General features: G+C 68.4%; 21 protein-coding genes. 5 read left to right on the forward strand and 16 right to left on the reverse strand.

All coding sequences use genetic code 11. From position 1 onward, the window contains the following. Positions 1 to 17: 17 nt before the first annotated feature. Positions 18 to 1,511 (reverse strand): acyltransferase domain-containing protein, encoded by a 1,494-nt coding sequence (locus RZR99_RS07715; protein ID WP_323119154.1) that lies wholly within the window; start codon positions 1,509 to 1,511, stop codon positions 18 to 20. A gap of 654 nt (positions 1,512 to 2,165) precedes the next feature. Here RZR99_RS07715 and hpnN point away from each other — a divergent pair. Both hpnN and RZR99_RS07725 read left to right on the forward strand, forming a co-directional pair. Beyond that, a complete protein-coding gene (gene hpnN, locus RZR99_RS07720; RefSeq protein ID WP_323119155.1) occupies positions 2,166 to 4,799 on the forward strand; it encodes a hopanoid transporter HpnN in 2,634 nt (877 codons plus the stop codon). Then, positions 4,792 to 5,667, forward strand: coding sequence for an MlaA family lipoprotein (locus RZR99_RS07725; RefSeq protein ID WP_323119156.1), 876 nt, complete (start codon positions 4,792 to 4,794; stop codon positions 5,665 to 5,667). Before hpnN ends, RZR99_RS07725 begins: the two co-directional genes overlap by 8 nt. 57 nt (positions 5,668 to 5,724) lie before the next feature. Here RZR99_RS07725 and RZR99_RS07730 read toward each other — a convergent pair whose 3' ends face one another. The 7 genes from RZR99_RS07730 to RZR99_RS07760 all read right to left on the reverse strand — a co-directional run bounded on the left by RZR99_RS07730 (position 5,725) and on the right by RZR99_RS07760 (position 12,832). Beyond that, a complete protein-coding gene (locus RZR99_RS07730; RefSeq protein WP_323119157.1) occupies positions 5,725 to 6,285 on the reverse strand; it encodes a carboxymuconolactone decarboxylase family protein in 561 nt (186 codons plus the stop codon). A gap of 141 nt (positions 6,286 to 6,426) precedes the next feature. Continuing rightward, positions 6,427 to 7,761 carry an aspartate aminotransferase family protein gene (locus tag RZR99_RS07735; RefSeq protein WP_323119158.1) on the reverse strand — a complete coding sequence of 445 codons (1,335 nt, stop codon included), beginning with the start codon at positions 7,759 to 7,761 and terminating at the stop codon, positions 6,427 to 6,429. Between the two features lie 17 nt (positions 7,762 to 7,778). Further along, positions 7,779 to 8,825 (reverse strand): C45 family peptidase, encoded by a 1,047-nt coding sequence (locus RZR99_RS07740; RefSeq protein WP_323119159.1) that lies wholly within the window; start codon positions 8,823 to 8,825, stop codon positions 7,779 to 7,781. Positions 8,826 to 8,837: 12 nt separating this feature from the next. Next, positions 8,838 to 9,566, reverse strand: coding sequence for a glutamine ABC transporter ATP-binding protein GlnQ (gene glnQ / locus RZR99_RS07745; RefSeq protein WP_323119160.1), 729 nt, complete (start codon positions 9,564 to 9,566; stop codon positions 8,838 to 8,840). Then, entirely contained in the window at positions 9,563 to 10,219 is a 657-nt protein-coding gene (gene glnP / locus RZR99_RS07750; RefSeq protein ID WP_323119161.1) for a glutamine ABC transporter permease GlnP, read from the reverse strand. Before glnP ends, glnQ begins: the two co-directional genes overlap by 4 nt. 89 nt (positions 10,220 to 10,308) lie before the next feature. Further along, positions 10,309 to 11,061: a glutamine ABC transporter substrate-binding protein GlnH gene (gene glnH / locus RZR99_RS07755; RefSeq protein WP_323119162.1), complete on the reverse strand. Its 753-nt coding sequence runs from the start codon at positions 11,059 to 11,061 to the stop codon at positions 10,309 to 10,311. A 484-nt stretch (positions 11,062 to 11,545) separates the two neighbouring features. Continuing rightward, positions 11,546 to 12,832, reverse strand: a complete 1,287-nt coding sequence (locus RZR99_RS07760) for an MFS transporter (protein WP_323119163.1) — start codon at positions 12,830 to 12,832, stop codon at positions 11,546 to 11,548. Positions 12,833 to 12,938: 106 nt separating this feature from the next. Between RZR99_RS07760 and RZR99_RS07765 the strand changes: the two genes are divergently transcribed. After that, positions 12,939 to 13,838, forward strand: a complete 900-nt coding sequence (locus tag RZR99_RS07765) for a LysR family transcriptional regulator (RefSeq protein ID WP_323119164.1) — start codon at positions 12,939 to 12,941, stop codon at positions 13,836 to 13,838. Between the two features lie 42 nt (positions 13,839 to 13,880). Here the strand turns inward: RZR99_RS07765 and RZR99_RS07770 are convergent, their stop codons facing one another. The 5 genes from RZR99_RS07770 to RZR99_RS07790 all read right to left on the reverse strand — a co-directional run bounded on the left by RZR99_RS07770 (position 13,881) and on the right by RZR99_RS07790 (position 19,224). Then, positions 13,881 to 14,579 (reverse strand): phosphorylase, encoded by a 699-nt coding sequence (locus RZR99_RS07770; protein WP_323119165.1) that lies wholly within the window; start codon positions 14,577 to 14,579, stop codon positions 13,881 to 13,883. Positions 14,580 to 14,586: 7 nt separating this feature from the next. Beyond that, the gene (gene shc, locus RZR99_RS07775) at positions 14,587 to 16,569 is read right to left on the reverse strand and encodes a squalene--hopene cyclase (protein WP_323119166.1); all 1,983 of its coding nucleotides are present in this window, start codon (positions 16,567 to 16,569) and stop codon (positions 14,587 to 14,589) included. Positions 16,570 to 16,580: 11 nt separating this feature from the next. Beyond that, positions 16,581 to 17,834 carry a hydroxysqualene dehydroxylase HpnE gene (gene hpnE, locus RZR99_RS07780; RefSeq protein ID WP_323119167.1) on the reverse strand — a complete coding sequence of 418 codons (1,254 nt, stop codon included), beginning with the start codon at positions 17,832 to 17,834 and terminating at the stop codon, positions 16,581 to 16,583. Between the two features lie 4 nt (positions 17,835 to 17,838). Then, positions 17,839 to 18,687, reverse strand: coding sequence for a presqualene diphosphate synthase HpnD (gene hpnD / locus RZR99_RS07785; RefSeq protein WP_323119168.1), 849 nt, complete (start codon positions 18,685 to 18,687; stop codon positions 17,839 to 17,841). A 198-nt stretch (positions 18,688 to 18,885) separates the two neighbouring features. Further along, positions 18,886 to 19,224, reverse strand: coding sequence for a hypothetical protein (locus RZR99_RS07790; protein WP_323119169.1), 339 nt, complete (start codon positions 19,222 to 19,224; stop codon positions 18,886 to 18,888). Positions 19,225 to 19,512: 288 nt separating this feature from the next. Here RZR99_RS07790 and RZR99_RS07795 point away from each other — a divergent pair, with 288 nt between their 5' ends. Further along, entirely contained in the window at positions 19,513 to 20,424 is a 912-nt protein-coding gene (locus tag RZR99_RS07795; RefSeq protein ID WP_323119170.1) for an alpha/beta fold hydrolase, read from the forward strand. A 76-nt stretch (positions 20,425 to 20,500) separates the two neighbouring features. Here RZR99_RS07795 and RZR99_RS07800 read toward each other — a convergent pair whose 3' ends face one another. The 3 genes from RZR99_RS07800 to RZR99_RS07810 are packed head-to-tail and all read right to left on the reverse strand — an operon-like array spanning position 20,501 to position 22,420. Continuing rightward, positions 20,501 to 21,439 carry a GGDEF domain-containing protein gene (locus tag RZR99_RS07800; RefSeq protein ID WP_323119171.1) on the reverse strand — a complete coding sequence of 313 codons (939 nt, stop codon included), beginning with the start codon at positions 21,437 to 21,439 and terminating at the stop codon, positions 20,501 to 20,503. Continuing rightward, positions 21,436 to 22,059, reverse strand: coding sequence for a chemotaxis protein CheC (locus RZR99_RS07805; protein ID WP_323119172.1), 624 nt, complete (start codon positions 22,057 to 22,059; stop codon positions 21,436 to 21,438). Before RZR99_RS07805 ends, RZR99_RS07800 begins: the two co-directional genes overlap by 4 nt. Beyond that, positions 22,052 to 22,420, reverse strand: coding sequence for a response regulator (locus tag RZR99_RS07810; protein WP_323119173.1), 369 nt, complete (start codon positions 22,418 to 22,420; stop codon positions 22,052 to 22,054). The genes RZR99_RS07805 and RZR99_RS07810 overlap by 8 nt, the downstream gene beginning before the upstream one ends. A gap of 529 nt (positions 22,421 to 22,949) precedes the next feature. Here RZR99_RS07810 and RZR99_RS07815 point away from each other — a divergent pair. After that, positions 22,950 to 25,241, forward strand: coding sequence for a hybrid sensor histidine kinase/response regulator (locus RZR99_RS07815; RefSeq protein ID WP_323119174.1), 2,292 nt, complete (start codon positions 22,950 to 22,952; stop codon positions 25,239 to 25,241). The last annotated feature ends 144 nt before the right edge of the window (positions 25,242 to 25,385 follow it).

Here is a 25,385-nt window from a genome sequence, read left to right on the forward strand (position 1 = left end):
GTATCGCGGGCAGCCGCTTATCCCGCAACCAGCACCGCCTTGCCCTGATGCTCGTAGACGAAATCGACGATCTGGCCCATTGCCTTGAAATCGCCGGTGCGGAAGTTCGCCGGGAGGGGCGGCAGGCCGTAGCGCGCGCTGATCCGCTGGATGATCTCGGTCTGCTTGACGGAATCGATGCCCAGCTCGGCTTCCAGTTCGACCGATTCGGTGAACACCTCGACCGGATACTCCATCGCCTCCGCGTAGATCGCGACCAGCTCCGCGAACAGCCGGTCGCGCGGCACGCGAGCGGGCTCGGCGGCCACCGGCGCGGGCGCGGGCGCGGCGGGCGCCTTCGGCTGCGACGCGAAATCCGCGCCCGGCACGTGCGGCGCCGGCGAAGCCGTCAGGCTGCGCGCGGTGAAAAAGCGCTGCAGCTCGTCCTTGATCTTGTCCACGATCCCCGGGCCGCTGTTGCGCCAGAACTCGTCGAAATCCAGATTCAGGTTGCTTGCGCGAATATCGTCGTTCATGACCCTACCCCCTTCCAAATGTTTGAAAATCTGCTCAACACCGCTCAACTCCTCGCGCGCATCCGCCGCGCCCGGGAAAGTCTTGACGACGCCGGGCCCCGCCACCCGTACCACGATCCTGCTCAGCGCATTCAGCGCCCCGCATTCGACAAACACGTCCGCGCCCGCCGATTTCAGACGCATCACGCCATCGCGAAAACGCACCGGCATCACGAAATGCCGGGCAAGGCATTCGGCCAGATCGTCGGCGTCGGCGTAAAACCGATTTAATATCGGCGAATAAATCTTGCAATTGATTGGCTGCTTTTTATAAACCCGCAAACGCCTTTCAAATTCGATTCGCGATTTTTCGAGATCGACGTGATGAAACGCATAGGGGGAATTGAGGCGTTGCGCGGATATATTTTTCCCGGCGCAATAGGAAATGAATTCCTGAACGGTTTCAGCGGACCCTGACACGACGGTCTGCGACGCGTGGTTTTCGACCGCGATCCGCACGCTGCCCGGCCGAGCGGCCGACAACCCGGGGAAGCACGCCGCCAGCAGGCCGTGCACGGCTTCCGGGGCCGCGGCCACCGCCGCCATCATGCCGTCGGGCGGCGCAGCCGCGCGCAGCGATTCGATCCGGTCGCAGACGATTTCGGCGCCCTGGCCGATGGAAAAGGCGCCGCCGCACACGAGCGCGGCGATCTCGCCGAAGCTATGGCCCATCAGCACGTCCGGCACGATACCCCGCGCGCGCAGCGCCTCGAAGCGCGACACCGACGCTGCGTAGATCGCCAGCTGCAGCAGGTCCGGCGCCTCCCTCAGGAAATGATCGATGCCATGGGCTTCGTTCCAGAGCGTGCGCAGCAACGAACGGCCCAGCCGCCGCTCGGCCACCGCATCGATGGCCTGCATCGCGCGCTGCACGTCGGGATAGGTCCAGCTCAACGCCCGGGTCGCGCCCGCATGGAAAGCGCCCTGGCCGGGAAATAGAAACGCAACTTGGATCATGAGATTGCCCTTGCTTGCCACCGGCGCCCAACCCGCCCGACGCCGCCCCATCCAATACATACCCGCTGCGCTCCCCTGCATTTATTCGATAACCCCGCCGGTCGTTTCGGCGTCGGCCAACCTAAATCCAGTAAATTGCACGCATTAAATGTAGTAAATCACATACACAATTTAACATATGGTTTCCCGACGCTATGTTCGGTAAATCACATTTCCTTTGAGAGTTTTAATTTAACTATCCGCCCATGTTGACGCCCTATATCGAACTATCAGGCCGACAAAATAGAACGCGTGTCTAAGTCATTTATGAGACAGGCGGCCGACAAAATACATGAATTAACGGACAGGAATGTATATTCCCGCGCCGCAGCAACGATTGACGGACCATTGGGAACGAATAGAAGGGCCGGATAGCCCCGGCGCGGCGATCATGCCCCGGTATCGATCCCACCGCGCCCCAAATTCGGGCAACGCCGGCCGGCCGCGACGCCGCCCCGTGCCGACCCGCGATCCGGGCCGACGCACCCGGGCGCTTTTCCCTCCGCGCGGCCTGCCCGGCGCGGCGCGCAGCCGCTCCAAGCTTGCCGACTCCGAAGGCCGCGCCCCGGTATACTTAGCCACTTTGCCTATTACGCTGCCCCCGCCAGCCGTCTCATGCTGACCTCCCTGCTCGTCCGACTCGTCGCCCTTTCAGTCCGCCGCCCGATCTGGGTGATCGTGCTGTCGCTCGTCATCGCCGCCCTGAGCAGCGTGTATGTCGCGCACCATTTCAAGATCAACACCGACGTCAGCAAACTGGTCGAAACGGATGCCGAGTGGTCCGCGCTCAGCAACGCGATGGATCAGGCGTTCCCACAACGGGGCCAGACCATTCTCGCGGTCGTCGAGGCGCCCGCGCCCGAGTTCGCGAGCGCCGCGGCCAATGCGCTGACGGCCGCCCTCGCGAAGGAGACGGCCGCCGGCCGGATCGGCCAGGTATCGGAGCCGGCGGGCGGCCCGCTGTTCGAGCACAACGGGCTGCTGTTCCTGTCCACCCAGGAGGTGGCCGACACCACCGCTCAGCTCGCGAGCGCCCGGCCGCTGATCAACGTGCTCGCGAAAGACCCGAGCATCACCGGCCTCGCCACCACCCTGTCGACGACGCTCGGCCTGCCGCTGCAATCGGGCCAGGTGAAGCTGTCCGGCATGGCCAAGCTGCTGTCGCGCAGCGCCGCGACGGTGGACGACGTGCTGGCCGGCAAGCCCGCCGCGTTCTCGTGGCGCGCGCTGGTCGATTCCAGCGCGGCCCGCCAGCCCGCCCGCGCGTTCGTGACGGTGCAGCCGGTGGTCAACTACGGCGCGCTGAAGGCCGGCGAGGCCGCCTCGCAAACCATCCGCGCGACCGCGACCGCGCTCGACCTCAAGCAGCGCTTCGGCGCGGTCGTGCGCCTGACGGGCGAGCAGCCGCTCGCCGACGAGGAATTCGCGTCCGTCGAGGACGGCGCCGCCGTCAACGGCATCGGCACGCTCGTCGTGGTGCTCGTGATCCTGTGGCTCGCGCTGCGCTCGAAGCGGATGATCGGCTCGGTGCTCGTGACGCTCGCGGTCGGCCTCGTCGCGACGGCCGCGCTCGGCCTGCTGATGGTCGGCTCGTTCAACATGATCTCGGTCGCCTTCATGGTGCTGTTCGTCGGCCTCGGCGTCGATTTCGCGATCCAGTACGGCGTGAAGTACCGCGAGGAACGCTACCGCGAGCCGCGCATCGACCATGCGCTGATCGGCGCCGCCCATGCGATGGGGATGCCGCTCACGCTCGCGGCGGCCGCCGTCGCGGCCAGCTTCTTCTCGTTTCTGCCCACCGCCTATCGCGGCGTGTCGGAGCTGGGCCTGATCGCGGGCGTCGGCATGTTCGTCGCGTTCCTCACGACGCTCACGCTGCTGCCCGCGCTGCTCAAGCTGTTCGCGCCGCCGGGCGAACGCAAGCCCCCCGGATTCCCGCGCCTCGCGCCGGTCGACGACTATCTCGACCGGCACCGCAAGCCGATCCTGATCGGCACGCTGGCCGTCGTGATCGGCGCGCTGCCGCTGCTGTACTTCCTGCACTTCGATTTCAATCCGCTGCACCTGAAGGATCCGAAGAGCGAATCGATGGCGACGCTGCTCGCGCTGAAGGATTCGCCCGAGGCCTCGGTCAACGACGTCGCGCTGCTCGCCCCGTCGCTCGCCGCCGCCGATGCGACCGCGCAGCGCCTCGACGCGCTGCCGGAAGTCGGCCGCACCACGACGCTCACCACCTTCATCCCCGCCGACCAGCCGAAGAAGCTCGCGCTGATCGCGCCGGTGGCGGCCGGGCTGCTGCCCGCGCTCACCCAGCAGCCCGCCGCGCCGGTACCCGACGCGCAGCGCGTCGCCGCGCTCAAGCGCGCGTCGACCCTGCTCGGATACGCGGCCGAGGATTATCCGGGGCCGGGCGCCGCCGCCGCGAAGCACCTGTCCGAATCGCTCGCGAAGCTCGCCGCCGCCGACAGCGCGACGCGCGACCGCGCGGAAACCGCATTTTCGACGTCGCTGCGGATCGCGCTCGGTCAGCTCGCGGCGCTGCTGCAGCCGGCCACGATCACGCGCGACACGCTGCCGCCGCAGCTCGTGCGCGACTGGGTCGCGCCGGACGGCCGCGCGCTGGTGCAGATCTCGCCGAAAATCCCCGCGGGCGCCGACCCGGGCGACGACGCCGTGCTGCGTCGCTTCGCGCAGGCCGTGAAGGCGGCCGAACCGGGCGCGATCGGCGGGCCGATCTCGATCCTGCATTCAGCGGACACCATCATCAAGGCGTTCCTGCAGGCCGGCGCGCTGTCGGTGCTGTCGATCACGATCCTGCTGTGGATCACGCTGCGCCGCTTCGGCGACGTGCTGCGCACGCTCGTGCCGCTGCTCGTGTCCGGCGTCGTGACGCTCGAGCTGTGCGTGCTGCTCGGCATCTCGCTGAACTTCGCGAACATCATCGCGCTGCCGCTGATGCTCGGCGTGGGGGTCGCGTTCAAGGTGTATTTCGTGATGGCATGGCGCGCGGGCCAGACCGGCCTCTTGCAGTCGAGCCTGACGCACGCGGTGCTGTTCAGCGCCGCGACGACGGCCACCGCATTCGGCAGCCTGTGGCTGTCGCATCATCCGGGGACGGCGAGCATGGGCAAGCTGCTCGCGCTGGCGCTGTCCTGCACGCTGATCGGCGCCGTGGTGTTCCAGCCCGTGCTGATGGGCAAACCGCGCGCGCCGCGCGCGACGAATCAACCGCAAGGAATCGATGAATAAGGTGCGAATCATGACGGCGGCGCTGGCCGCCAGCGCGTTCCTGGGCGGCTGCGCAACGGGTCCCGAACGTCATCCGGGCGACCCGCTCGAGCCGATGAACCGCGCGATCTTCAAGTTCAACGACGCGGTCGACCAGACCATCGCCGTGCCGATCGCGAAGGGTTACCAGAAAGTGACGCCGTCGCCGGTGCGCACGGCGGTCAGCAATTTCTTCTCGAACCTCGGCGACCTCGGCAATATCGCGAACAACCTGCTGCAGCTGCGCGTCACCGACGCGACGGAAGATCTGATGCGGGTCGCGATGAATACGGTGTTCGGCGTCGCCGGCCTGATCGACATCGCCACGCCGGCGGGCCTGCCGAAGCATCACCAGGATTTCGGCCTGACGATGGCGCGCTGGGGCGTGCCCGCCGGCCCGTACCTGGTGCTGCCGGTATTCGGGCCGAGCTCGTTGCGCGACGGCGTCGGCCGCGCGGTGGATGTGCGCTTCAACCTGCTGAACTACATCGAACCCGCCGCGCGCAACCCGATGTACATCGCGCAGTTCATCAGCGCGCGCTCGGACCTGCTCGGCGCGACCGACCTGTTGCAGCAGGCGGCGCTCGACAAGTATTCGTTCGTGCGCGATGCGTATACGCAGCAGCGGCGCTCGATGACGTACAAGAGCGGCCAGGGCGATCAGAACGCGCTGCCCGACTACGGCGATCCGGGCGACCCCGAGCACGGCGCGGCGCCTGACGGCAAGCGCGGCGAACCGGGCGGCCTGCCGCAGTACCAGGACCCGGGCGACACGCCGGCGAATCCCGCTGCCGGGTCGCCCGCCTCGGCGCCCGCGGATACGCCGGCCAGCGCACCCGCCGCCGACTAACGGACGCACCGCTCCTCAAGGGCGCCGCGACAGGCGGCGCCCGTCACCCGCCCTGCGTCACCCTTGCTCCGCGAACGGCAGCGCCGTTTGCCCTTCGGCCCGCATGCCGAATACGTTGAGCGTCATCGCGACGAGCGCGTAGTAGCCGAGCAGCCCCACCAGATTCACGACGACCGGATGCCCGAAGCGCTCGACCGCTGCGCGGTAGGCCGGCTCCGACACCCGTTTCGTTTCGTACAGTTCGGTCGCGAAGCGATGGATCAATGCCTCGTCCGCATCGGCGAACGCCGGCGTTTCGCCCACCCGGATCGCTTCCGCCGTCGCGGCGGACAGGCCCGCGTCGAGCGCGATCGGATGGTGGATGTGCCACTCCGCCTGCGAGCGCCAGCGCGCCGCCGTGACGAGGATCGCCAGCTCGGACAGGCGCAGCGGCAGACCGGTCCGGTAACGGCAGAACGCGCCGAGCCGCTGTGCGTGCTGCGCCAGTTCGGGGCTGAAGATCCAGCCGAGGAACGGGCCGTTCAGGTTGCCGCGCGGGCCGCTCAGGATCTCGTCCAGCACCGCGCGCTGCTCGGCGGTCGCGGTCTCGGAATGGAAGTCGGGAAGTCTTTGTGTCATCGCAAACGAAGCTGAAGCGAATCCGCGCGGCGGCTGAACGCCGCCGGCCGGATCGGCGGGATTGCGGTCAGCCGCGGCGCGCGCGGCGCCGGACCGGACCCGGGAAGTATCGTGGCCACGATGCGGGGCCGCGCCGGCAGCTCAAGCGCGTACCGCGTCGAGCGCCGCCTCGATCGCGGCGCTCAGCCGCTCGGCGATCGTATCGATCTGCTGCGCGGTGCAGATGAACGGCGGCGCGAGCAGCACGTGATCGCCATGCAGGCCGTCGACCGTGCCGCCCATCGGATAGACCATCAGCCCGCGCTGCATCGCCTCGCGCTTGATCACGGCGTGGAGCCGATGCGCCGGATCGAACGGTATCTTCGTGTCGCGCTCGCGCACGAGTTCGACGCCGACGAACAGCCCCCGGCCGCGCACGTCGCCCACATGCGCATGCCCGGCGAACCGGCCGCGCAGCGCGGCGCGCAGTTGTTCGCCGCGCGCCTTCACGTTGTCGAGCAGCCGGTCCTCGGCGATCACGCGCTGCACTTCGAGCGCCGCCGCGCACGCGGTCGCGTGCCCGATGTAGGTGTGTCCGTGCTGGAAGAACCCGGACCCGGCGACGATCGTGTCGTAGATCTCGTTGCTGACGAGCGTCGCGCCGATCGGCTGGTAGCCGGCGCCCAGCCCCTTCGCGATCGTCAGGATGTCCGGCGCCACGCCGTCTTCGTCGCAGGCGAACAGGTAACCGGTGCGGCCCATCCCGGACATGATTTCATCGAGGATCAGCAGCACGCCGTATTTGTCGCAGACCGCGCGGATCTTGCGGAAATACTCGCGCACGGGGGGCGCGGCGCCCACCGTCGCGCCGACGACCGTCTCGGCAACGAACGCGGCGACCGTATCCGGGCCGAGCGCGAGAATCCTGGCTTCCAGCTCGTCGGCGAGACGCTGCGCGAACGCCTCCTCGGTTTCGTCCGCGCGCTGCTCGCGATACGCATAGCACGGGCTCACGTGGTGCGCCTCGATCAGCAGCGGCAGGAACGGCTCGCGCCGCCACGCGTTGCCGCCGATCGCCAGCGCGCCGAGCGTATTGCCGTGATAACTCTGGCGACGCGCGATGAAATGCCGGCGCGCCGGCTGCCCCTTTTCCACGAAATACTGGCGCGCCAGCTTCAGCGCGGCCTCGATCGCTTCGGAGCCGCCCGACACGAAATACACATGGCCCAGCCCCTCGGGCGCCGCGTCGATCAGGTGGTCGGCCAGCGCCTCGGCCGCCTGCGTCGTGAAGAACGACGAATGCGCGTAGGGCAGCTGCCGCACCTGGCGCTCGATCGCGTCGATCACGCGCGGGTGGCTGTGCCCGAGGCACGAGACGGCCGCGCCGCCGCACGCGTCGATATAGCGCTTGCCGGTCGAGTCGACGATCTCGATGCCGTCGCCGGCCACCGCGACCGGCAACGATACGCGCGGCGCGCGATGAAATACGGTAGTCATCTGGTATGTCTCGCTGTTCAGGATGCCGCCGGGCGGCAGGTGTCGGATGCGATGAATTGCCGGAAACGCCGCTGTCCCCGCTGGCGCACCTCGAATTCCACGCCGTCGTTCGCGATCGCGCACAACGCGGTCGCGAGCGTGTTTTCTTCATCGGGATCGTGCGGATCGTCGCGGTAAATCGGCAAACCCGCGGGCGCGCGATCGGCCAGAACGTCCCGGAGCGCCGCCTCGCCGATCTCCGCGATGCCGGGCAGCAGCACATCGAGCCGCGCCTGCCGGTCGCGCGACGAGGCCGTCACGATCTGCGCTTCCCCTTCGCAGCCCGGGTGGATCATGTGATTCGCGTGTCCGGCGAGCCGTTCGACCGGCACGGCCGACACGCGCGCGGCGCTGGCTTCGACGCTCAGCAGACGCGTATCGCCCGCGCAGCCGAGCATATGGTGAAAGCCGCTCGCGTTCCGGTGCGCGCGCAGCACGCGGAGCGCGTCGTCGAGCGAGCCGCAGTCGAGCACCGCGCGCGCCAGCACCATGCGCGGCACGCCGACCGCCGGCCGCGCGATCCGCAGGTTGTTGATCGTCTGGACGAGACCGGCCCGGTTCACCGCGAACGTATGGCCCGGCAGCGAACCGGGGTAATAGAAGCTGATGAAGCCGGGCCGGCCGTCCGGCCGCACGTCGACCAGCCGGCAGCGCTCGCGCAGATAGGGATCGCCGTCCTCGTTGTGCGCGATGTAGCGCGCGGCGCGGCCGTGCGCCGCGAGCGTCGTGCAGCCGTCGGGCGCGTTGTGGATCAGCTCGCCCCGGCAATTCCACAGGAACACGTCCTCGGGCGCGCGTTGCAGCCCGGCCGCGAGTCCGTCGAGCTCGTCGGCCAGCGCCGGGAACGCCGCCCGCGCGGCATCCCGCAGCGCGCCGACGAACGGGTGGCCGCGCCAGCGGCTCACGGCATGCCATGCATTGCTTTGCGCGAGATACGCGTCCACCTCGGGCCGCGCGAGTTCGCCCAGACGCCGGCCGATCTCGCGCGGCGAGCCCGCGATCACCACGGGCGTCGGATCCTTCATCGCTTGTCCTGCTCAAGAAACGTGTTGGAGAAAATCCTTCAGGCGCTGCGTCGGCGGACGATCGATCAGCTCGGCGGGCGCGCCATCCTCGGCGATCTCGCCCTGATCCATGAACAGCAGCCGCGTGCCCACCCGCTTCGCGAAACCGATCTCGTGCGTCACGACCACCATCGTCATCCCTTCACCCGCCAGATCCTGCATCACTTTCAGCACCTCGTGGCGCAGCTCGGGATCGAGCGCCGACGTCGGTTCGTCGAACAGCATCAGCCTGGGCCGGATCGCGAGCGCGCGGGCAATCGCGACCCGCTGCTGCTGGCCGCCCGACAGCTCGGCCGGATAGTGGTTCGCGCGCGCCGCCAGCCCGACCTTGTCGAGCAGCGCGAGCGCCTGCTCGCGGGCGTCGGGGCGCGAGGCGCCGCGCACTTCGCGCGGCCCGAACATCACGTTCTCAAGCGCGGTCATTTGCGGGAACAGATTGAACTGCTGGAACACCATGCCCGCTTCGAGCCGGATGCCGCGAATGGTCGCGGCGTTGCCTTTCACGCTCTGCCCGTCGACCCGCAGCTCGCCGGACGTGATCTTTTCGAGCGCGTTGATGCAGCGGAGCATCGTCGACTTGCCCGAACCCGACGGACCGACCACGACCACCACCTCGCCCGCGTCGATATCGAGGCTGATGTCCTTCAGCACCGGCAGCGCCCCGAAGCTCTTCGACACGTTCCGGAATTCGATCATGCTCATAGAATCCGCATCCTTTTTTCGATGAAGCGCAGCGCGAGCGTCATCGCGCCGGTCAGCACCAGGTAGATCACCGCCACGGCGCTCCAGATCTCGACCGCCTGGAAATTGCCGGCGATGATTTCCTGGCCCTTGCGCGTCAGCTCGCCCACGCCGATGACGATGAACAGCGACGTGTCCTTCAGGCTCACGATGCATTGATTGCCGAGCGGCGGGATCAGGCGCCGGAACGCGAGCGGCCCGACGATCTTCAGCAGCACGCGCGGCATCGACAAGCCCATCGCGAGCCCCGCCTCCGTCAGCCCCTTCGGGATCGACAGCAGCGCGCCGCGCACCACCTCCGCGAGATACGCGCCGGAATTCAGCGTGATCGCGATGATCGCGGCCGTCAGGCCGTCGATGCGGATGTGGGCGAGCAGCGGCAGCGCGAAGTAGAGAAACATCACCTGCACGACGATCGGCGTACCGCGAATCAGCTCGATGTAGACCTGCGCGAGCACGTTCATGTAGGGCGGACCGTAAGCGCGAAACATGCCCGCGACCATGCCGACGAGAAAGCCGCCCGCGAGTCCGAAAAATGCGATGAAGATGGTTAGCCTGACGCCATCCATCAGGTCCGGCAAGGCCGTCCAGATTGCTGACCAGTCGAATTGCACATCCTGCTCCTGATTGATTCCCGATCGCCGCCGATCAGTGTCGATGCGACGCGACGCACCGCCGCGTCGCCGGGCTCATGCGTCGGGGGTCAGGACTTCGGCGGCTCCGCGCCGAACCATTTCCGGTAGAGCTTCGCGTAGCGGCCGTCGGCCTTCATCTTCGCCAGCTCCTGGTTGACCTTCGGCAGAAGCGGGCTGCCCTTCGGGAAGCCGATGCCGTATTTGTCGCCGCTCACCGGATCGCCCGCGACCTTGACCTTGCCCTTGCCTTCGTTGTTCGCGAAGAACAGCACGTTCGGCGTGTCGTGCATCGCGGCGTCGACGCGCCCGGCTTCGAGCGCGAGATAGGCCTGGTCGATGTTCGGGAACTGGCGGATCTCCTTCGGCTTCAGGTGCGCCTTGATCCAGTCGACGGTTGCCGTGCCGGTTTTCGCGGCGATCACCTTGCCGTTGAGATCGTTGATCGACTTGATGCTCGTATTGCCGACCTGGACCATCGCGGCAAGACCGCTGTCGTAGTACGGATCGGAGAAGTCGATCGCCTTCCTGCGTTCTTCCCGGATGGTCATGCCCGACAGCGCGACGTCGATGTTGCGGGTCTGCAGCGCCGGAATCAGGCCGCTGAAATCCATCGGCTGGAGCTGGTATTTCCAGCCCTGGCTCTTGGCGATCTCCGCCCACAGGTCGAGATCGAAGCCGACGTACTTGTCGCCCTGCTTGAATTCGAACGGCATGAACGAGGTGTCGGTGCCGACGATGAGCGTCTTGTCCTGCGCATGCGCGAGACTTGCGCCCAGCAGCGCGACGACGGCAATGGACTTGAGGAAGGAACGGCGTCCCATGGTTGCTTCTCCGCGGTGGTTGGCGATTTCCCCGGCGGAACCGGGGAGGTCGGCGAATATCCCGCCGATTATCAACACACGATGTATAAATTAAATTATACGCAACATGTGTTGTCAGGCGGATACTATGACATCAAAAATGCCCGCACCGGAAAATCGCGTCGCGACAAACCCTGAGACGGAGGGCGCGGGACGATCGAATGGCGATCGGCGAGAGCGACGGGAAGCGTAGCGCGCGAACCCAGGCGACAGCGGATGGATGGCGCTCTGCGCCGGACATGCGCGCGCGGATCGCGCAGCAGGCGGTTTTATCTACGCCCGCGGATCGAACGGCCACAGGCAACGCGGCGGCCCGCGCGAGCCGATCGCGTCTGCCCGCATGCCCCGAACGAGAGCAAACGGGCATCGCTTATCGGCCATGCCTCCGTCCTGAAGGCGAGCGCGCTGCGCGCCGCCGCTTCCGGCCAGCCGCCAATCTCTCGTATTACCGGCAGTCCGCCGCCCCCCCCCGGCAATCCGCCGCCTCGCCGCGGTGCGCATTCGGCATCGCGCACATCAGCCCGACGAGCACGACCGACACCGCGGCGGCCAGCCAGTAGACCGGCTGAAACGTCCCGGCCACGGTTCTGCACCACCCGCCGAGCAGATTGCCGGCCACGCCGCCCACGCCGAACGCCGCTTCGCACATTCCGCACACGACCGCGGCGAGCGCCGCGCCGCTGCGCTTGCCGACATACGCATGCAACAGGCCGTAGATCGGAAAGAACGAAAAACCGAACGCGAACGCGGCGATGCCCAACGCGGCGGCGCCCGGATGCGCCGCCGCGATGACGGACGCCCCGAGCAACAGCACGCCCGCGCTCACCAGCGCGGCACGCATCCCGTCGCGCGGTGCGGCGCCCTCGCCGCGGCCGCCGCTCGCGCCGCGAAAATCGCCGATCACGCCGAGCACGAAACCGCTCGCCGCGCCCGCCACCCCCATCAGTGCCCAGGCGTGCGCGGTCGCGTCGAGGCCGAGCCGTAGATCGTCGTGCGCATAGGCGGACAGGTAGGTCACGAACGGCACGCCGGCGAACCCGCTCAGCAACGCGATCGCGTACGTCAGCAGATAACGTCGCGCGACGACCTGGCGCCGCGTCACGCGTCGGCTCGCATGCGCCGTGCGGCGCGGCGGCTCGTCACCGCCCCGCGAGCGGGCGACGCGCGCGAACGCCGCGGCGAGCACGACGCCCAGCGCCGCGGTCAGCATCGCACTCGCCAGCCAGACCGAACGCCAGCCCCACGCGGCGAGCAACGCGGGCACCATCAGCCCGTTCACCAGCACGCCGTAATTGGTGCCGCTCCCGATGACGCCAATTGCCTTCGCCTGATGCCGCGCGTCGATCAGCGGCGCGATCAGCACCATCATCGGCACCCAGGTCGCGGCCGCGCATGCGTTGAGCGCGATCAGCACGCCGCCCATCAGCCACGTCCGTTCCACGAACGCCAGCGCGCCGAGTCCGGCGGCGGACAGCATCAGCGCAATGAACACGACGCGCGCCGCGCCGAAGCGCGCGGCCGCGAATCCCGACAGCAGCGCCACCGCGACATTGGCCGCTTGCCGCGCGGCCGTGACGAAGCCGGCCTGCGTGTAGTCGAAGCCGATATCGTGCCGCATCTGCGGCAGCAGGACGGGAAACAGATAGACGCCGAATCCGTAGGTAGCGGCGATCACCGCGCTCAACAGCAGCGTGACGGCGAATTGATGCGAAGCATGGGGCGAGGAGTCCATCGCGAGTGACCGGTGAAGGGCGTGCGGATCATTTTCGGCGCCTCGCTTTCATGACGGAAATGATTTAATTTTGTGTCACCCATTAACGTCCATCATCATTTCAGCCATGAACCTCGATCCTGCCCTGCTGCGCGCCTTCGTCGCCGTCACGGAAGCCGGCGGCTTCACGAAAGCGGCCCGGCGGCTGAACCTGACCCAGTCGGCCATCAGCCACCAGATCCGCCGGCTCGAGGAGGACATCGGCCGGCCGCTGCTCTACCGGACCACGCGCAGCCTGACGCTGACCGAGGACGGCGAGGAGTTCCTGCGCTACGCGCAGCAGATCCTGGATGCGATGAACGCGGTCACGCGGCGCTTTCGTTCGTCGCCCGTCAAGGGCAGCGTGCGCTTCGGCGCGCCGGACATCTTCATGGGCGAGCGGCTGCCGGTGCTGCTCACGCAATTCGCGCGCGCGTATCCGAACGTGCGGCTCGACGTGAGCGTCGGGATGAGCCTCGATTCGCAGGCGATGGTCGATGCGCAAGAGCTGGATCTGGCCGTCGTGCTGTGCCCGTGCCCGGATGCCCGGCGCACCGCGCCGGGAGACGGGGTCGTGCTGCGGCGGACCCGCTTCGTCTGGGCCGCCGCCGACACGTTCGAGCTGCGCGACGGCACGTCGCTGCCGCTCGCGTTCTTTCCCGCGCCTTGCGTCAACCGGCGCGTGGCGATCAGCGCGCTCGACGGGCTGCCCATCGACTGGCACGTCGCGTACACGGCATCGAGCCAGTCGGGCATTCGCGCGGCGGTCATGACGGGGCTCGCGATCACGCCGCTGACCAGCGACGATCTGGAGCCCGGCATCACGGTCGTCGACGGGCGGTACGGCCTGCCGCCGCTGCCGGATGCGGAATTCAGGCTGCTCTGGGGAAAAGGAGAAAAGACGCTGGCCGTGCAGGAATTCGGCCGCCTCGTGCTCGATACGCCGGGCGAGCAGCCGCTGCGGACGCCGCGCGCGAAAACCGTCTGACGCGGCCCTCGGATGGCGGCCGCACCGGCGGCCAGCGAAAGCTCAGACCACCCGCAGCGCGCCCGACCGTTCGAACGCGTGCCGTGCCTGAACGAGCGTCGCGCGCGCCGCCCGCGCGTCGGCGGCCACCTGCAGCAGCGGGCCGAGCTGGCCCGGCTCCTTCAGCAATTCGCGCAGAATCGGCAGGATCGCCGTGCTGCCGTCGTCGCGCAGGCCGGCCATCGCCGCGCGCGGCAGCGTGCGCCACGCCGGGTCGACGATCGCCCGGCACACCGCGAACGGCACGCCGCGCGCCGCCGCGAAGGCGCCCGCGATATGCGACTCCATGTCGACCGCAAGCGCCGCCTTGGCCTGGTGCAGCGACGCCTTCTCCTGCGCGCCGACCACGGCGGCGCCGACCGCCGCCAGCGTGCCGCGGCGGGTGCGGGCCAGCACCGGCGTATCGGCCAGCGAGGCGACGAGCCGCCCGCTCCACGCCGGGTCGGTCGCCACGATGCCGAACGGCCCGTCGATCGCATCGGCGATCACCAGCGTGCCGGGCGCCAGATCCGGCGCGAGGCCGCCCGCCGTGCCGAAGCTGACGATGCCCGAGCAGCCGCGCGCGAGCGCGGCGCTCAACGCGCGTTCGAGCCGGTCGGCCCGCGCCGCGAAAACGGCTTCGACGCCCTTGCCGCGCGCGATCCGCGCCTCGAAAGCCATGCCGGTGACGGCGATCACCGGCGCTGCGGCACCCTGGGTCATGGCGCGCTCAGATCCCGACCGTCACGTGTTTCGTGTTCGCCCGCTTCAGGTTGCGGTAGCGCGCGATCGCCCACAGCGGGAAAAACTTGCGATAGCCGTGGTAGCGCAGGTAGAACACGCGCGGGAAACCCGTCGCGGTGAAGCGGGTCTCGTCCCACAGGCCTTCGTCGTTCTGCCGCGCGATCAGGTACTCGACGCCGCGCGCGACCGCGGGATGGTCGACCTCGCCCGCCGCCATCAGGCCGAGCAGCGCCCATGCGGTCTGCGACGCCGTGCTCGGCGCCTGCTCGTAGCCGCGATAGTCGAGCTTGTAGCTGTCGCCGTCCTCGCCCCAGCCGCCGTCCTGGTTCTGGATCGACAGCAGCCACTGCGCGCCGCGCTTCACGCGCGGATCGTCGTGACCCAGCCCCGCCGCGTTGAGCGAGCAGAGCGCGGTCCAGGTGCCGTACACGTAGTTCATCCCCCAGCGGCCGTACCAGCTGCCGTCCGGCTCCTGTTCCTTCAGCATGTAGTCGAGCGCGCGGCGGGCGGGCTCGCTCGTCGCGGGCGTCTCGCCCAGTTGCGCGAGCATCGACAGGCAGCGGCCCGATACGTCGGCCGTCGGCGGATCGAGCAGCGCGCCGTGATCGGAGAACGGAATGTTGTTCAGGTAGTACTGAGTGTTTTCGGGCTCGAACGCGCCCCAGCCGCCGTCGCTGCTCTGCATGCCGACCACCCATTCGCGCGCCCGGGCAATCGCCTCGCTGTCGTCGTTCGATTGCGTGAGCTTCGCCGCGCGGTCCATCGCCATCGCGACCACGGCGGTGTCGTCGACGTCCGGGTAATGCGGGTTCGCGTACTGGAACGCCCAGCCGCCGGGACGCACGTTCGGCCGGCGCGAGATCCAGTCGCCGCGCACGTCGAGGATCTGCAGCGGACGCAGCCAGCGCAGCCCGCGAATCGCCGCTTCCTCCGCGCGCGGATCGGCCGTCTCGAGCAGCGCATGCGCGGCCAGCGACGTGTCCCAGACGGGCGACAGGCACGGCTGGCAATACGCCTCGTCCTCGCCGACCACCAGCAGCTTCTCGATCGAACGGCGCGCGGTCGCGCGGTTCGGGTGGCTTTCCGGATAGCCGAGCGCCGCGTACATCATCACCGAGTTCGCCATCGCCGGATAGATCGCGCCGAGGCCGTCCTCGCCGTTCAGGCGCTCGTCGACGAACGCCACCGCGCGGTTGATCGCCCGCTCGCGCGTGTAATGCGGGAACAGGCCGTCGGTCATGCGCAGCACGCCGTCGACCGCGCGGAAGAATGCGAACCAGCCCGCGTGCTGGTGCGGCTGCTTCGGCAGCAGACCGGTGTTCACCGGCGCGCTTCTGAACAGCTCGTCGATCCGCACCCCGCGCGGATTCTTCGCGACCGGCCGCTTCGCGTTGAGCACGAGCAGCGGCACGATCACGGTGCGCGCCCAGTACGACACCTTCGACAAATGGAACGGGAACCACTGCGGCAGCAGCATGATTTCGACCGGCATCATCGGCACCGCGTGCCACGGCACCACGCCGTACAGCGCCAGCTGGATCCGCGTGAACACGTTCGACATCTCCGCGCCGCCCATCGCGTGGATCGCGCGGCGCGCGCGCTGCATGTGCTCGGCGTTCTCGTCGTCGCCGATCACCTTCAGCGCGAAGTACGCCTTCACGCTCGCGCTGATGTTCGGCGCGCCGTCGGTGAACAGCGGCCAGCCGCCGTCCGCCTGCTGGATCCGGCGCAGATAGCGCGCGATCTTCTGTTCCAGGTCGAGATTCGGCGTCTCGCCGAGGTAATGGACCAGCAGCACGTATTCGGCGGGAATCGTCGAATCCGCCTCGAGTTCGTAGACCCAGTGGCCGTCCGCGTTCTGCGCGGCAAGCAGCGCGTCGGTCGCGCGGGTCACCGCGGCTTCGAGCGCGGCGGGAGCGTGTGCCGCATCGGCGGCATGGAGCGTTTGCATATCGCTGAGATCGTTCATCGGTCCCTCTCTTATTGTGTGTGGAGCGCATCGGCGGCCTGCTGGCCGGAGCGGATCGCGCCCTCGATGGTCGCGGGCCGGCCGGTGGCAATCCAGTCGCCCGCGAGCACAAGGTTCGGCCAGCGCGTCCGCGTGCCGGATCGTTTCATTTCCTGCTCGGGCACCGCGGCGAAACCCGCCTCCCGCTCGGCCGACAGCTGCCACGCGGGCAGCCGTTGCGCCGGCAGCCCGGCGGCGCGCGCGGCGTCCCGCCACAGCGTCTCGGCCAGCGTGTCGTGCGGCGTATCGAGCAGATGCCCGGCATCGCGCACCGAGACGGACAGCCGCCCGTCGAACGCGAACAGCCAGTCGGCGACGCCGCCGACCAGCGCCGTGACGGGCGCAAGGCCTGCGGGGCGCTCGACCGCGAACTGCGCGGTGAGCGTCGCGCCGAACGCATCGGGCGCGACGAGCCCCGGCAGCAGCGCGCGCGCCGCGCGCGGCGGCACGGCGAGCACTACCGCGTCGCCCGCTTCCAGCGCGACGCGTTCGCCGTCGAACACCAGCGCGTCGAGGCGCGCGCCGCTGCCGTCGAACGCCAGCTCGCGCACCTCGGCGCCGAGCCGGATCGTCGCGCCGTCATGCTGCAGCAGCCGCAGCGCCGGATCGACGAATGCGCTGCCGAGCCCGTTGCGCGCCACGAGCGGCCGGCAAGCCTGACCGCCCGCGAACAGCGTGTCGCGCGCAACGGCGGCGGCCAGCTCGGCGCTCGCGTGGCGCGGCTCGACATTCAGCGCGGTGAGGAAGAACAGCCGCAGGAAGCGTTCCCACAGCACGCCGTCGCAGCGCATCGTCTGCGCCATCGTGCGGCCCGTGCGCGCGAACAGCAGCGGCACGAGCGACAGGTAATCGGACGCCGCCGTGCCCGGCACGCGCTGCCCTGCATCGAAGATCCAGGTGGGCACCGGGCCGGAGCTGAGACGCAGCAGCCAGCGCTCCTGCGATGCGAGATCGGCGAAATGGCATTCGGGCAGCGCCGGGCCGACCAGTTGATCGGCCGCGCCGATCGTGCGGAGGTAATGGAGCGTCGCGCGCTGCCCCGACCAGACCAGGTGATTGCCGCTGTCGACCGTCGCATTGAGCGCCCGGTCGAAATACGAACGGCACCGTCCCCCCGCCTGCGCGGCGGCTTCATGCAGCACCACGCGAAACCCGCGTCGCTGCAGATGGACGGCGGACGCGAGGCCCGCGAGCCCCGCGCCGATCACGTGAACGGTTTTCGGCATCGGATCAGAACAGCGCGTAGCGCGCGACGATCAGCAGCAGCTTCGCACGCGGCTTGCGCAGCTTCGCGCGCGGCGGGGCGAAGCCGCGCGCGAGCGCCGCTTCGAGGATGCATCGGTAGGCGCCCGACATGATGCGCGGTGCACGGACCTGCGCGCGCGGGGCGCCGTCCATCACCGCGTCGGCTTGCGCGAAGTGCTGCAGCGCCCGCTCGGCGAGCGTCGCGCAAACGCGCGGCAGCGCCGGATCGCGCGCGATCGTCAGCGGATCGGCGATCGCGATGCCTTCGCGTTCGAGCAGTTCGCGCGGCAGATAGCAGCGATGGATCGCCGCATCGTCGTCGATGTCGCGCAGGATGTTGGTCAGTTGCAGCGCGCGGCCGAGATGGTGCGCGAGTTCGCGGCCCGCCGCCTCCTGCATCCCGAATATCCTCACCGACAGACGGCCCGCCGAACTGGCGACCCGGTCGCAGTACAGATCGAGGGTTGCTTCGTCCGGCGCGCAGATGTCTTCGGCGGCGTCCATCGCCATGCCGTCGATCATCGCGTGGAAATCGTCGCGCTGCAGATTGAAGGTGCGGATCTCGCGCGTCAGCGCCGCGAGCGACGCGCGCGGCGAACCGTCGAAGCAGGCGTCGATGTCGGCGCGCCAGCGCTCGAGGCCGGCAGCGCGCTCGACGCGCGGCCCGCCTTCGTCGGCGATGTCGTCGACCGCGCGGCAAAACGCGTAGACCTGGTACATCGCGTCGCGCTGCGCAGCCGGCAGGATGCGCATCGCGAGATAGAAAGAGCTGCCCGATGTGACGGCAGCGGCGTCGGTTTCAGTATCGTCCACGACGGGATGTGAGACGGCCAAGACGAGCTCCGTTAGGGCGCCCTCACGGGCGATTGAAGAAGCCATGCCCGGCTGGGGATGGTAAATGCGTGCGAGATATGCGAACGATAGCCGCAGACAGGCACAAATTACCGGCGGGAAGCCGGAATTGGCCGAAAGTATAGCAATCTTTATGACCCGTTGCCGCCGGATTCGCCCGCCGGGCCGGGCCGCGGCGCGTCAGGCGAACACCACGTCGCCCTGCAGTTCGAGCGCGATGAGGGACATCGCGCGGGCCAGTTGCAGCATCTGCCGCCGCTCCAGGCGGGAGCCCATGAAGCTCGACACCTGGCCGTCCGCGTCGACCGTGAACTGGAACACCGGATTCGGGCCGCCGGAGCCGAACCACGCGCCCGGCACGCTATCGGATTCGTGCCAGTCGATCCGCGAAAAGAGCCGGCCGATCCGCTCGCGAACGGCATCGCTCGCGCCGATCGGCTCGGGCACCTCGCCCAGATCGTCGAGCGTATAGGGGCCGGGTTTCGCGGGGCGCAGATAGAACAGATAGTCGAGGTTCATGGGGCGCGATCGAGGGCGAAAGCAACAAGTTACCTTGAGCGAGCGATAAATAGAATCGGACCCGTTCGAGCTGTCGCTTGCACGATACACCTCGATGGATCCGGTTCCATTTTCTCTCGCGGACCGCACCTTGCCGTGAACGCGGCATATCCGTTCGCCGCGCGGCGCGCCGTCGTAATCGCGGGGCGCTCGACCCGGGCCTCGCACCCCGCGCTTGGGGCCGGGCCGTTTCCTCTCTAAGATGGCGCAGGCTCATCCCGACCATCCACCGACCCACGGAGACACGATTTGCCCATCGAACCGCGCGAGACCTCCTCTGCCGGCCGCGGCGACGCCGCGACGCCCGCCCTGCCTTTCGTGCTCGTGCACGGCGCCTGGCACGGCGCGTGGTGCTACGAGCGCGTGCTGCCCGCCCTGGCCGCCCGAGGCCATGCGTCGATCGCCCGCGACCTGCCCGCGCACGGCGTCAACGCGCGCTTTCCGGCGTCGTTCCTGACGCGCCCGCTCGACGCGGCCGCCTTCGCGAGCGAACCGTCGCCGGTCGCGGACACCACGCTCGACGCCTACGCGGAGCACGTGCTGCACACGATCGACCAGATGCGCGCGCTGGGCCACGACAAGGTCGTGCTGGTCGGGCACAGCATGGGCGGCATCGCGATCACGGCGGCGGCAGAGCGCGCGCCCGAGAAGGTCGCGAAGCTCGTCTACCTCGCCGCCTTCATGCCGGGATCGGGCGTCGCGGGGCTCGAGTACGTCCGCGCGCCGGAAAACAAGGGTGAAATGCTCGCGCCGCTGATGCTGGCGAGCCCTCGCGCGGCGGGCGCGCTGCGGATGGATCCGCGCAGCGGCGATCCGGACTACCGGGCGAGCATGAAGCGCGCGCTCTACGACGACGTGAGCGAGGCGGACTTCGAAGCGGCCGCCAACCTGCTGACGTGCGACGTGCCCGCCGCCCCGTTCGCGACGCCGATCGCGACGACCCGCGAACGCTGGGGATCGATCGACCGTCACTACATCAAGTGCCTGCAGGACCGCGTACTGCTGCCCGCGCTGCAGCAGCGCTTCGTCGACGAGGCCGACGCGCTGGCCCCCGACAATCGCACCCGCCTGCATCTGCTGGACAGCAGCCATTCGCCATTCCTGTCGCAACCGGGCACGCTGGCGAACCTGCTCGCGGAAATCGCACGCAGCCCCGCATAGCCGCATCACGGCGAATCGCGCCCGCCCGTCGCGCCGCCGCCGTTGCGCCGCCCTCGCGAGCGTGCGGCGCGACGTGTCAGCCGAACGCGACCGAGCAGTTGCGCCCCTGCCGTTTCGCGCGATACAGCGCGGCATCGGCTTCGTTGATCAGCACCTCGTAGGTACCCGCGCCCGCATGCGCGGCCGCCCCGCCGACGCTCGCCGTCACCGGCACGCGCACGCCCTCCGCCTCGATCGGCGTGCTGCCGATCGTCTGGCGGATCTTCTCGGCGACGTGCATCGCCTCGTCGAGCCCGGTGCACGGCAGCAGCAGCGCGAACTCCTCGCCGCCGAAGCGTCCGAACGTATCCTGCGAGCGCACCACGTCCGCGACCCGGCGCGCCATCACGCGCAGCACGTTGTCGCCGACCACATGGCCGAAGCGGTCGTTGATCGCCTTGAAATGGTCGAGATCGAACAGCAGCACCGACAGGCTGCCGCCGTAACGCTGCCAGCGCGCGAATTCGTCGCGCAGGCGCGCTTCGAAGAAGCGCCGGTTGGCGATGCCCGTCAGCCCGTCGCGATTCGCATACTCCTGCAGCTTCGCGACCGCCTCCTCGCGCTCGCGCTGCATCACGCTGACATGCGTGACGTCGGAGATCGTCACGCACACGGCTTCCACCTCGCGCCCGCGGATGATCGGCATGAACGTGCAGTCCTGCTGCATGAAGTCGACGCCGCCCGTGATCGGCCGGTCATGATCGAAGCGGAACAGGTACGGACGCTGTTCCCACGAGCTGAACGCGAAGCTGCCCAGTTGAAACACGCTCTCGAGCTTGCGCGACAGCCAGGTGCGCGGCAGTTCCGGGAAGCAATCGAAGAGCCGCCGTCCGATCACGTCCTCGGCGGCGACGCCGCTGTGGTCGTGCATGAACCGGTTCCACATGAGCACTTTCATGTCCCGGTCGAGCACGAAAATGCCGAAGCTGACCCGCTCGATCACGAGGTCGCTCAGCGAAGAGGGGATAGCGTTCATAAGCTTGACAGCAAGGAATCGAGGGCGTCGCTTATCTGACGGATCGAATCCTCCGCCATCAGCATCACGAAATGGGCCCGAAAACTGTCGTCCTCGATCCCGAAGTTCACTTCGAGCAGCAGCGCGAGATTCCAGGCCAGCACGGCCGGCTGGAACACGTCGTCGAGCGCGATGTCGGCGCCCAGCAGCCCGGGAGGGGAAAACACCGGCGTGCGGCCCAGCTCGTCGAGGATCGACGACACGCATGCGCCCATCAGCACGTTGGCGACGTCGAACACCAGTTCGGCCTGCGAGATCGTCTCGCATTCGCTGTCCGTATACGCGCTGTCGACGAGCGACACCAGCTGTCCGACGCCCGCGCTGCGACACAGCACCAGCGCTTCGCCCTTGATGTCCGACCGGAAGCCCTGGCGCACCGCCGTGACGTTCTCGTGGATCCCCGTCATGTCGCGCAGCGTGCGACCCGCGTCGCCCGCCTTGACGACGCGCACGCGCGGCACCGACAGTTCGATGAAGGTGCCGAGCAGCAGCGCAAGACGCGCGGCGGCCCGGCCCATCGCGAGATTGGCGATCTCCTGCAACGCGTCGCGTTGCTCCTCCGTCAACAGCGTGTCAGGCATACAACCCATACTCCTTGAGAATGGGCAACAGTGCCTCCGAGGTGACGGGCTTGGCGATGAACGCCACCGCGCCCAACTCGCGCACACGGGCCTGCGCCATCGGCTGGATATCGGCGGAGACGACGATCACGAAGGTGTTGAGATCTTCGTGACGCAGCGTCTCCAGCACCTGATAGCCGCTCATGTCAGGCATGGTGAGATCGAGAAACATCACGGAAGCCTTGCCGTCGCGATACAACGCCAGCGCCTCATGGCCGTTCGATGCATATGCAACGTCGACATCCCAATCCCCCGGCAATGCCTTCGTCAACAGCTTGCGCGCAAGCAGGGAATCGTCGGCAATCACAATCGGCAAAGGCATGGCGGCGTGGCGGTAAACGGAGTTGTCTGTCTCGCGTTAACGACGGCTCGCCGCGCTTCTTTAGACGCAGCGCAAAAAGATCACGCGAAAGACGACGCGCCTCGCGCGCGCGGAGGCACACGCGGCGCGGCTGCGGCACCCCCGCGGCGCGGCTGCGGCACCCCGAGCACGCCCGCCCGGACCCTGCGCCGGCTCCCCGCTGCGCCCGGGCATCACGGGCGCGCTCGCTGCGAAGGAAAGCGAAGCGCGATTCTCGGAGTAAACACCCGGCGTTGCAACTCGCCATTTTTCTGCTTTCGAACAGAATTGATTGCCCCGGATTCGAATCCGGGAATGCCTCGGATTATTTTTGCGATAAGCACGCAAATTATTCTTTTGATTACGTTTGCGCTTTTGAATTCGTCGCTGTTTGCGCGGCGCCGCCCGAATCGCCTCAGAATCCGCTGCCGGGCAGGCGCCGCGCCCGCCGGAGCGGTGCGGCAACTCGTTTATGATGGCATCCGGTCCTATTGCTTTCCGCCCCACGCCCATGACGCCCGAACGGCCCGACGCTTCCCGTTCCATGTCCGCCGATCCCGACTGGCAGGAAGGCGCGCCGTTTCCGTCCGGCGCGCCGGAGCACGATTTCGCGGTACGGCGCGTCACCCTGATCGTCCTGCTCGCGGCCGCGATCGTGCTGCCGTGCATCTACGTGGCGGTGATGGCTTACAGCGACCTTCGCGCCCGCGAGGCCACCGCGCGCGACGTGACGATGCGTACCGCGCGCGTCGCCGAAGAGCATGCGCTGAAGGTATTCGACCTCAGCGAAACGCTCGATGCGCGTATCGTCGACCTGGTGCAGGATCTCGACGACACGGCCGTGCGCAATGCCGAGGCCGATATCCACGATGCGCTCAACACGATCGGCGGCGGCTATCCGCAGGTCGCGTCGGTGTCGATCTTCGGCGCGAGCGGCAAATTGCTCGCCAACAGCCTTTATTATCCGGCGCCTTACGCGTCGATCGCCAACCGCGACGATTTCGTCGGCATCCGCGACGGTCAGGTGATCGAGCACATCTCGCGCGTGATGCCCGGTCCGCTGCGGCTCGACGGCACGCCGGTATTCAACACCGGGGTCGCGCGGCGGCACAGCGACGGCACGTTCGCCGGGATGGTGTCGATCGCGCTCAAGTCGTCCTACTTCAGCGCGTTCTATCGCGACCTGCTCGGCGGCGCCAGCACGCCGATGACGATGGCCCTCGCGCGCACCGACGGTGCGGTGCTCGCATTCTATCCGGCGTCGCCCGGCAGCATCGTGACCCGCCAGGCCGCGCAGGCGGAGCGCGCCGCGCCGTTCGACGACGGGTCGGCCGCGCAAGGCGACCGCCGCGCGGGCGTCGTGCGCGTGACCCGCGACGGCGGCAGCGAGATCATCGCGTACCGGCGGGTCGGCAGCTATCCGGTCTTCGTATCGTGCGCGTACCGGACGTCGGCGATCTGGCGCGAGTGGTACGAGCACCTGAGCGTGCTGTTCGTCTCGATGTTCGCGCCGTCGGTGGCGCTGTGGTGCGTGATCTGGCTGTCGCTCAAGCGCCTGCGGGCGGAAGAGGAGGCGTGGGAGCGCTGGCAGGCCGAGGCGTCGATGCGGCGCTCGATCGAATCCGCGTACCGGCAATCGCGCAAGATGGAAGCGCTCGGCAATCTGGTCGGCAGCGTCGCGCACGACTTCAACAACCTGCTGATGATCATCTCCAGCAACGTGCAGATCGCCCGCCGGCGCGGCATCCAGCATCTCGACACGGAGCTTGCCGCGATCGAGCGCGCGCTCAAGAACGGCCAGTCGCTGACGCGCCAGTTGCTTGGCGTCGCGCGCAAGCAGCCGCTGCGCAGCGAAACGATCGACGTCGCGCAATGGCTGAGCGCATGCCGCGAACTGCTCAAGACCTCGCTCGGCTCGAAATCGTCGTTCCTGGTCGAAACCTCGGCGGACCTGTGGCCGATCCGCGTCGACGTCGCGGAACTCGAGCTCGCCGTCATCAACCTGGCCGTGAATGCGCGTGACGCGATGCCGCAAGGCGGCCGCTTCACGATCCGCGCGCACAACCTGACGTTCCGGCGCGAAGACGGTTTCCCGCTGACGGGCGATTTCGTGCAGCTCGCGCTCGACGACACCGGCGCGGGCATGGCGCCCGACGTGCTGGCGCGCGCGTTCGAGCCGCTCTTCACGACCAAGGCAAAAGGCATGGGGACCGGACTGGGCCTGCCGCAGGTGTTCGCGTTCTGCGAGCGCTCGGGCGGCCTCGCGACGATCGACAGCGCGGTGGGCGCGGGGACCTCGGTCAGGCTTTACCTGCCGCGCGCACGCGTCGGCGACGGCCCGCCAGCGACGGCGCACGACGCCGCCGGCAAACCGTCGGCCAAGCCGCAGCGCGAAGGCCTGCATATCCTGCTGGTGGAAGACAACGGGGAAGTAGCGGCCGGCACCGAGGCGCTGCTGCAGCTGCTCGGCCATCAAGTGACGTACGCGTCGAACGCCGACGACGCGCTGCGGCTGCTGCACGAAGCGGGCGGCGATCCGGCGGCGCCCGGTTCGTTCGACCTGGTGATCTCCGACATTCACATGCCGGGCAAGCTGAACGGCATCGACCTTGCCGAAACGGTGCAGCGGGGGCCGGTCAAGCTGCCGGTGATCCTGGTCACGGGCTACGCGGAGGAGCTCGACCGCACGCGCCGCGTCGACGCGCGCGTGCTGTCGAAGCCGTTCGACATCGGGCTCCTCGACGACTTGCTGCAAACCATCCAGCTCGCGCGCGACGAACGCCTGACCCGGCCCGGCGTCTAGCGCGGTTCGCCCGGATTTCACGCGGCCAACGAACGGGCTGGCGAAAACGCGCTGCCGGCGGGCCTCCGATGGGATGTCCTCCGGACTGCCTGCAAGGGGCGGCCGAGCGCGGTTCGCCCGACCCGAGGCCCCGGCGGCCATCTT

The organism is Burkholderia alba, from assembly GCF_034721475.1.
GTDB lineage: Bacteria > Pseudomonadota > Gammaproteobacteria > Burkholderiales > Burkholderiaceae > Burkholderia > Burkholderia alba.

Coding starts and splice junctions, on each gene's coding strand:
- RZR99_RS07770 (WP_323119165.1), bottom strand. CDS start 14,579: ATGACCCAGGGTGCCGCAGCGCCGGTGATCGCCGTCACCGGCATGGCT.
- RZR99_RS07715 (WP_323119154.1), bottom strand. CDS start 1,511: ATGATCCAAGTTGCGTTTCTATTTCCCGGCCAGGGCGCTTTCCATGCG.
- glnQ (WP_323119160.1), bottom strand. CDS start 9,566: ATGAGCATGATCGAATTCCGGAACGTGTCGAAGAGCTTCGGGGCGCTG.
- RZR99_RS07815 (WP_323119174.1), top strand. CDS start 22,950: ATGACGCCCGAACGGCCCGACGCTTCCCGTTCCATGTCCGCCGATCCC.
- shc (WP_323119166.1), bottom strand. CDS start 16,569: ATGAACGATCTCAGCGATATGCAAACGCTCCATGCCGCCGATGCGGCA.
- RZR99_RS07740 (WP_323119159.1), bottom strand. CDS start 8,825: ATGAAGGATCCGACGCCCGTGGTGATCGCGGGCTCGCCGCGCGAGATC.
- RZR99_RS07790 (WP_323119169.1), bottom strand. CDS start 19,224: ATGAACCTCGACTATCTGTTCTATCTGCGCCCCGCGAAACCCGGCCCC.
- RZR99_RS07760 (WP_323119163.1), bottom strand. CDS start 12,832: ATGGACTCCTCGCCCCATGCTTCGCATCAATTCGCCGTCACGCTGCTG.
- RZR99_RS07730 (WP_323119157.1), bottom strand. CDS start 6,285: ATGACACAAAGACTTCCCGACTTCCATTCCGAGACCGCGACCGCCGAG.
- RZR99_RS07725 (WP_323119156.1), top strand. CDS start 4,792: ATGAATAAGGTGCGAATCATGACGGCGGCGCTGGCCGCCAGCGCGTTC.
- RZR99_RS07735 (WP_323119158.1), bottom strand. CDS start 7,761: ATGACTACCGTATTTCATCGCGCGCCGCGCGTATCGTTGCCGGTCGCG.
- hpnE (WP_323119167.1), bottom strand. CDS start 17,834: ATGCCGAAAACCGTTCACGTGATCGGCGCGGGGCTCGCGGGCCTCGCG.
- glnH (WP_323119162.1), bottom strand. CDS start 11,061: ATGGGACGCCGTTCCTTCCTCAAGTCCATTGCCGTCGTCGCGCTGCTG.
- RZR99_RS07810 (WP_323119173.1), bottom strand. CDS start 22,420: ATGCCTTTGCCGATTGTGATTGCCGACGATTCCCTGCTTGCGCGCAAG.
- RZR99_RS07765 (WP_323119164.1), top strand. CDS start 12,939: ATGAACCTCGATCCTGCCCTGCTGCGCGCCTTCGTCGCCGTCACGGAA.
- RZR99_RS07800 (WP_323119171.1), bottom strand. CDS start 21,439: ATGAACGCTATCCCCTCTTCGCTGAGCGACCTCGTGATCGAGCGGGTC.
- RZR99_RS07805 (WP_323119172.1), bottom strand. CDS start 22,059: ATGCCTGACACGCTGTTGACGGAGGAGCAACGCGACGCGTTGCAGGAG.
- hpnN (WP_323119155.1), top strand. CDS start 2,166: ATGCTGACCTCCCTGCTCGTCCGACTCGTCGCCCTTTCAGTCCGCCGC.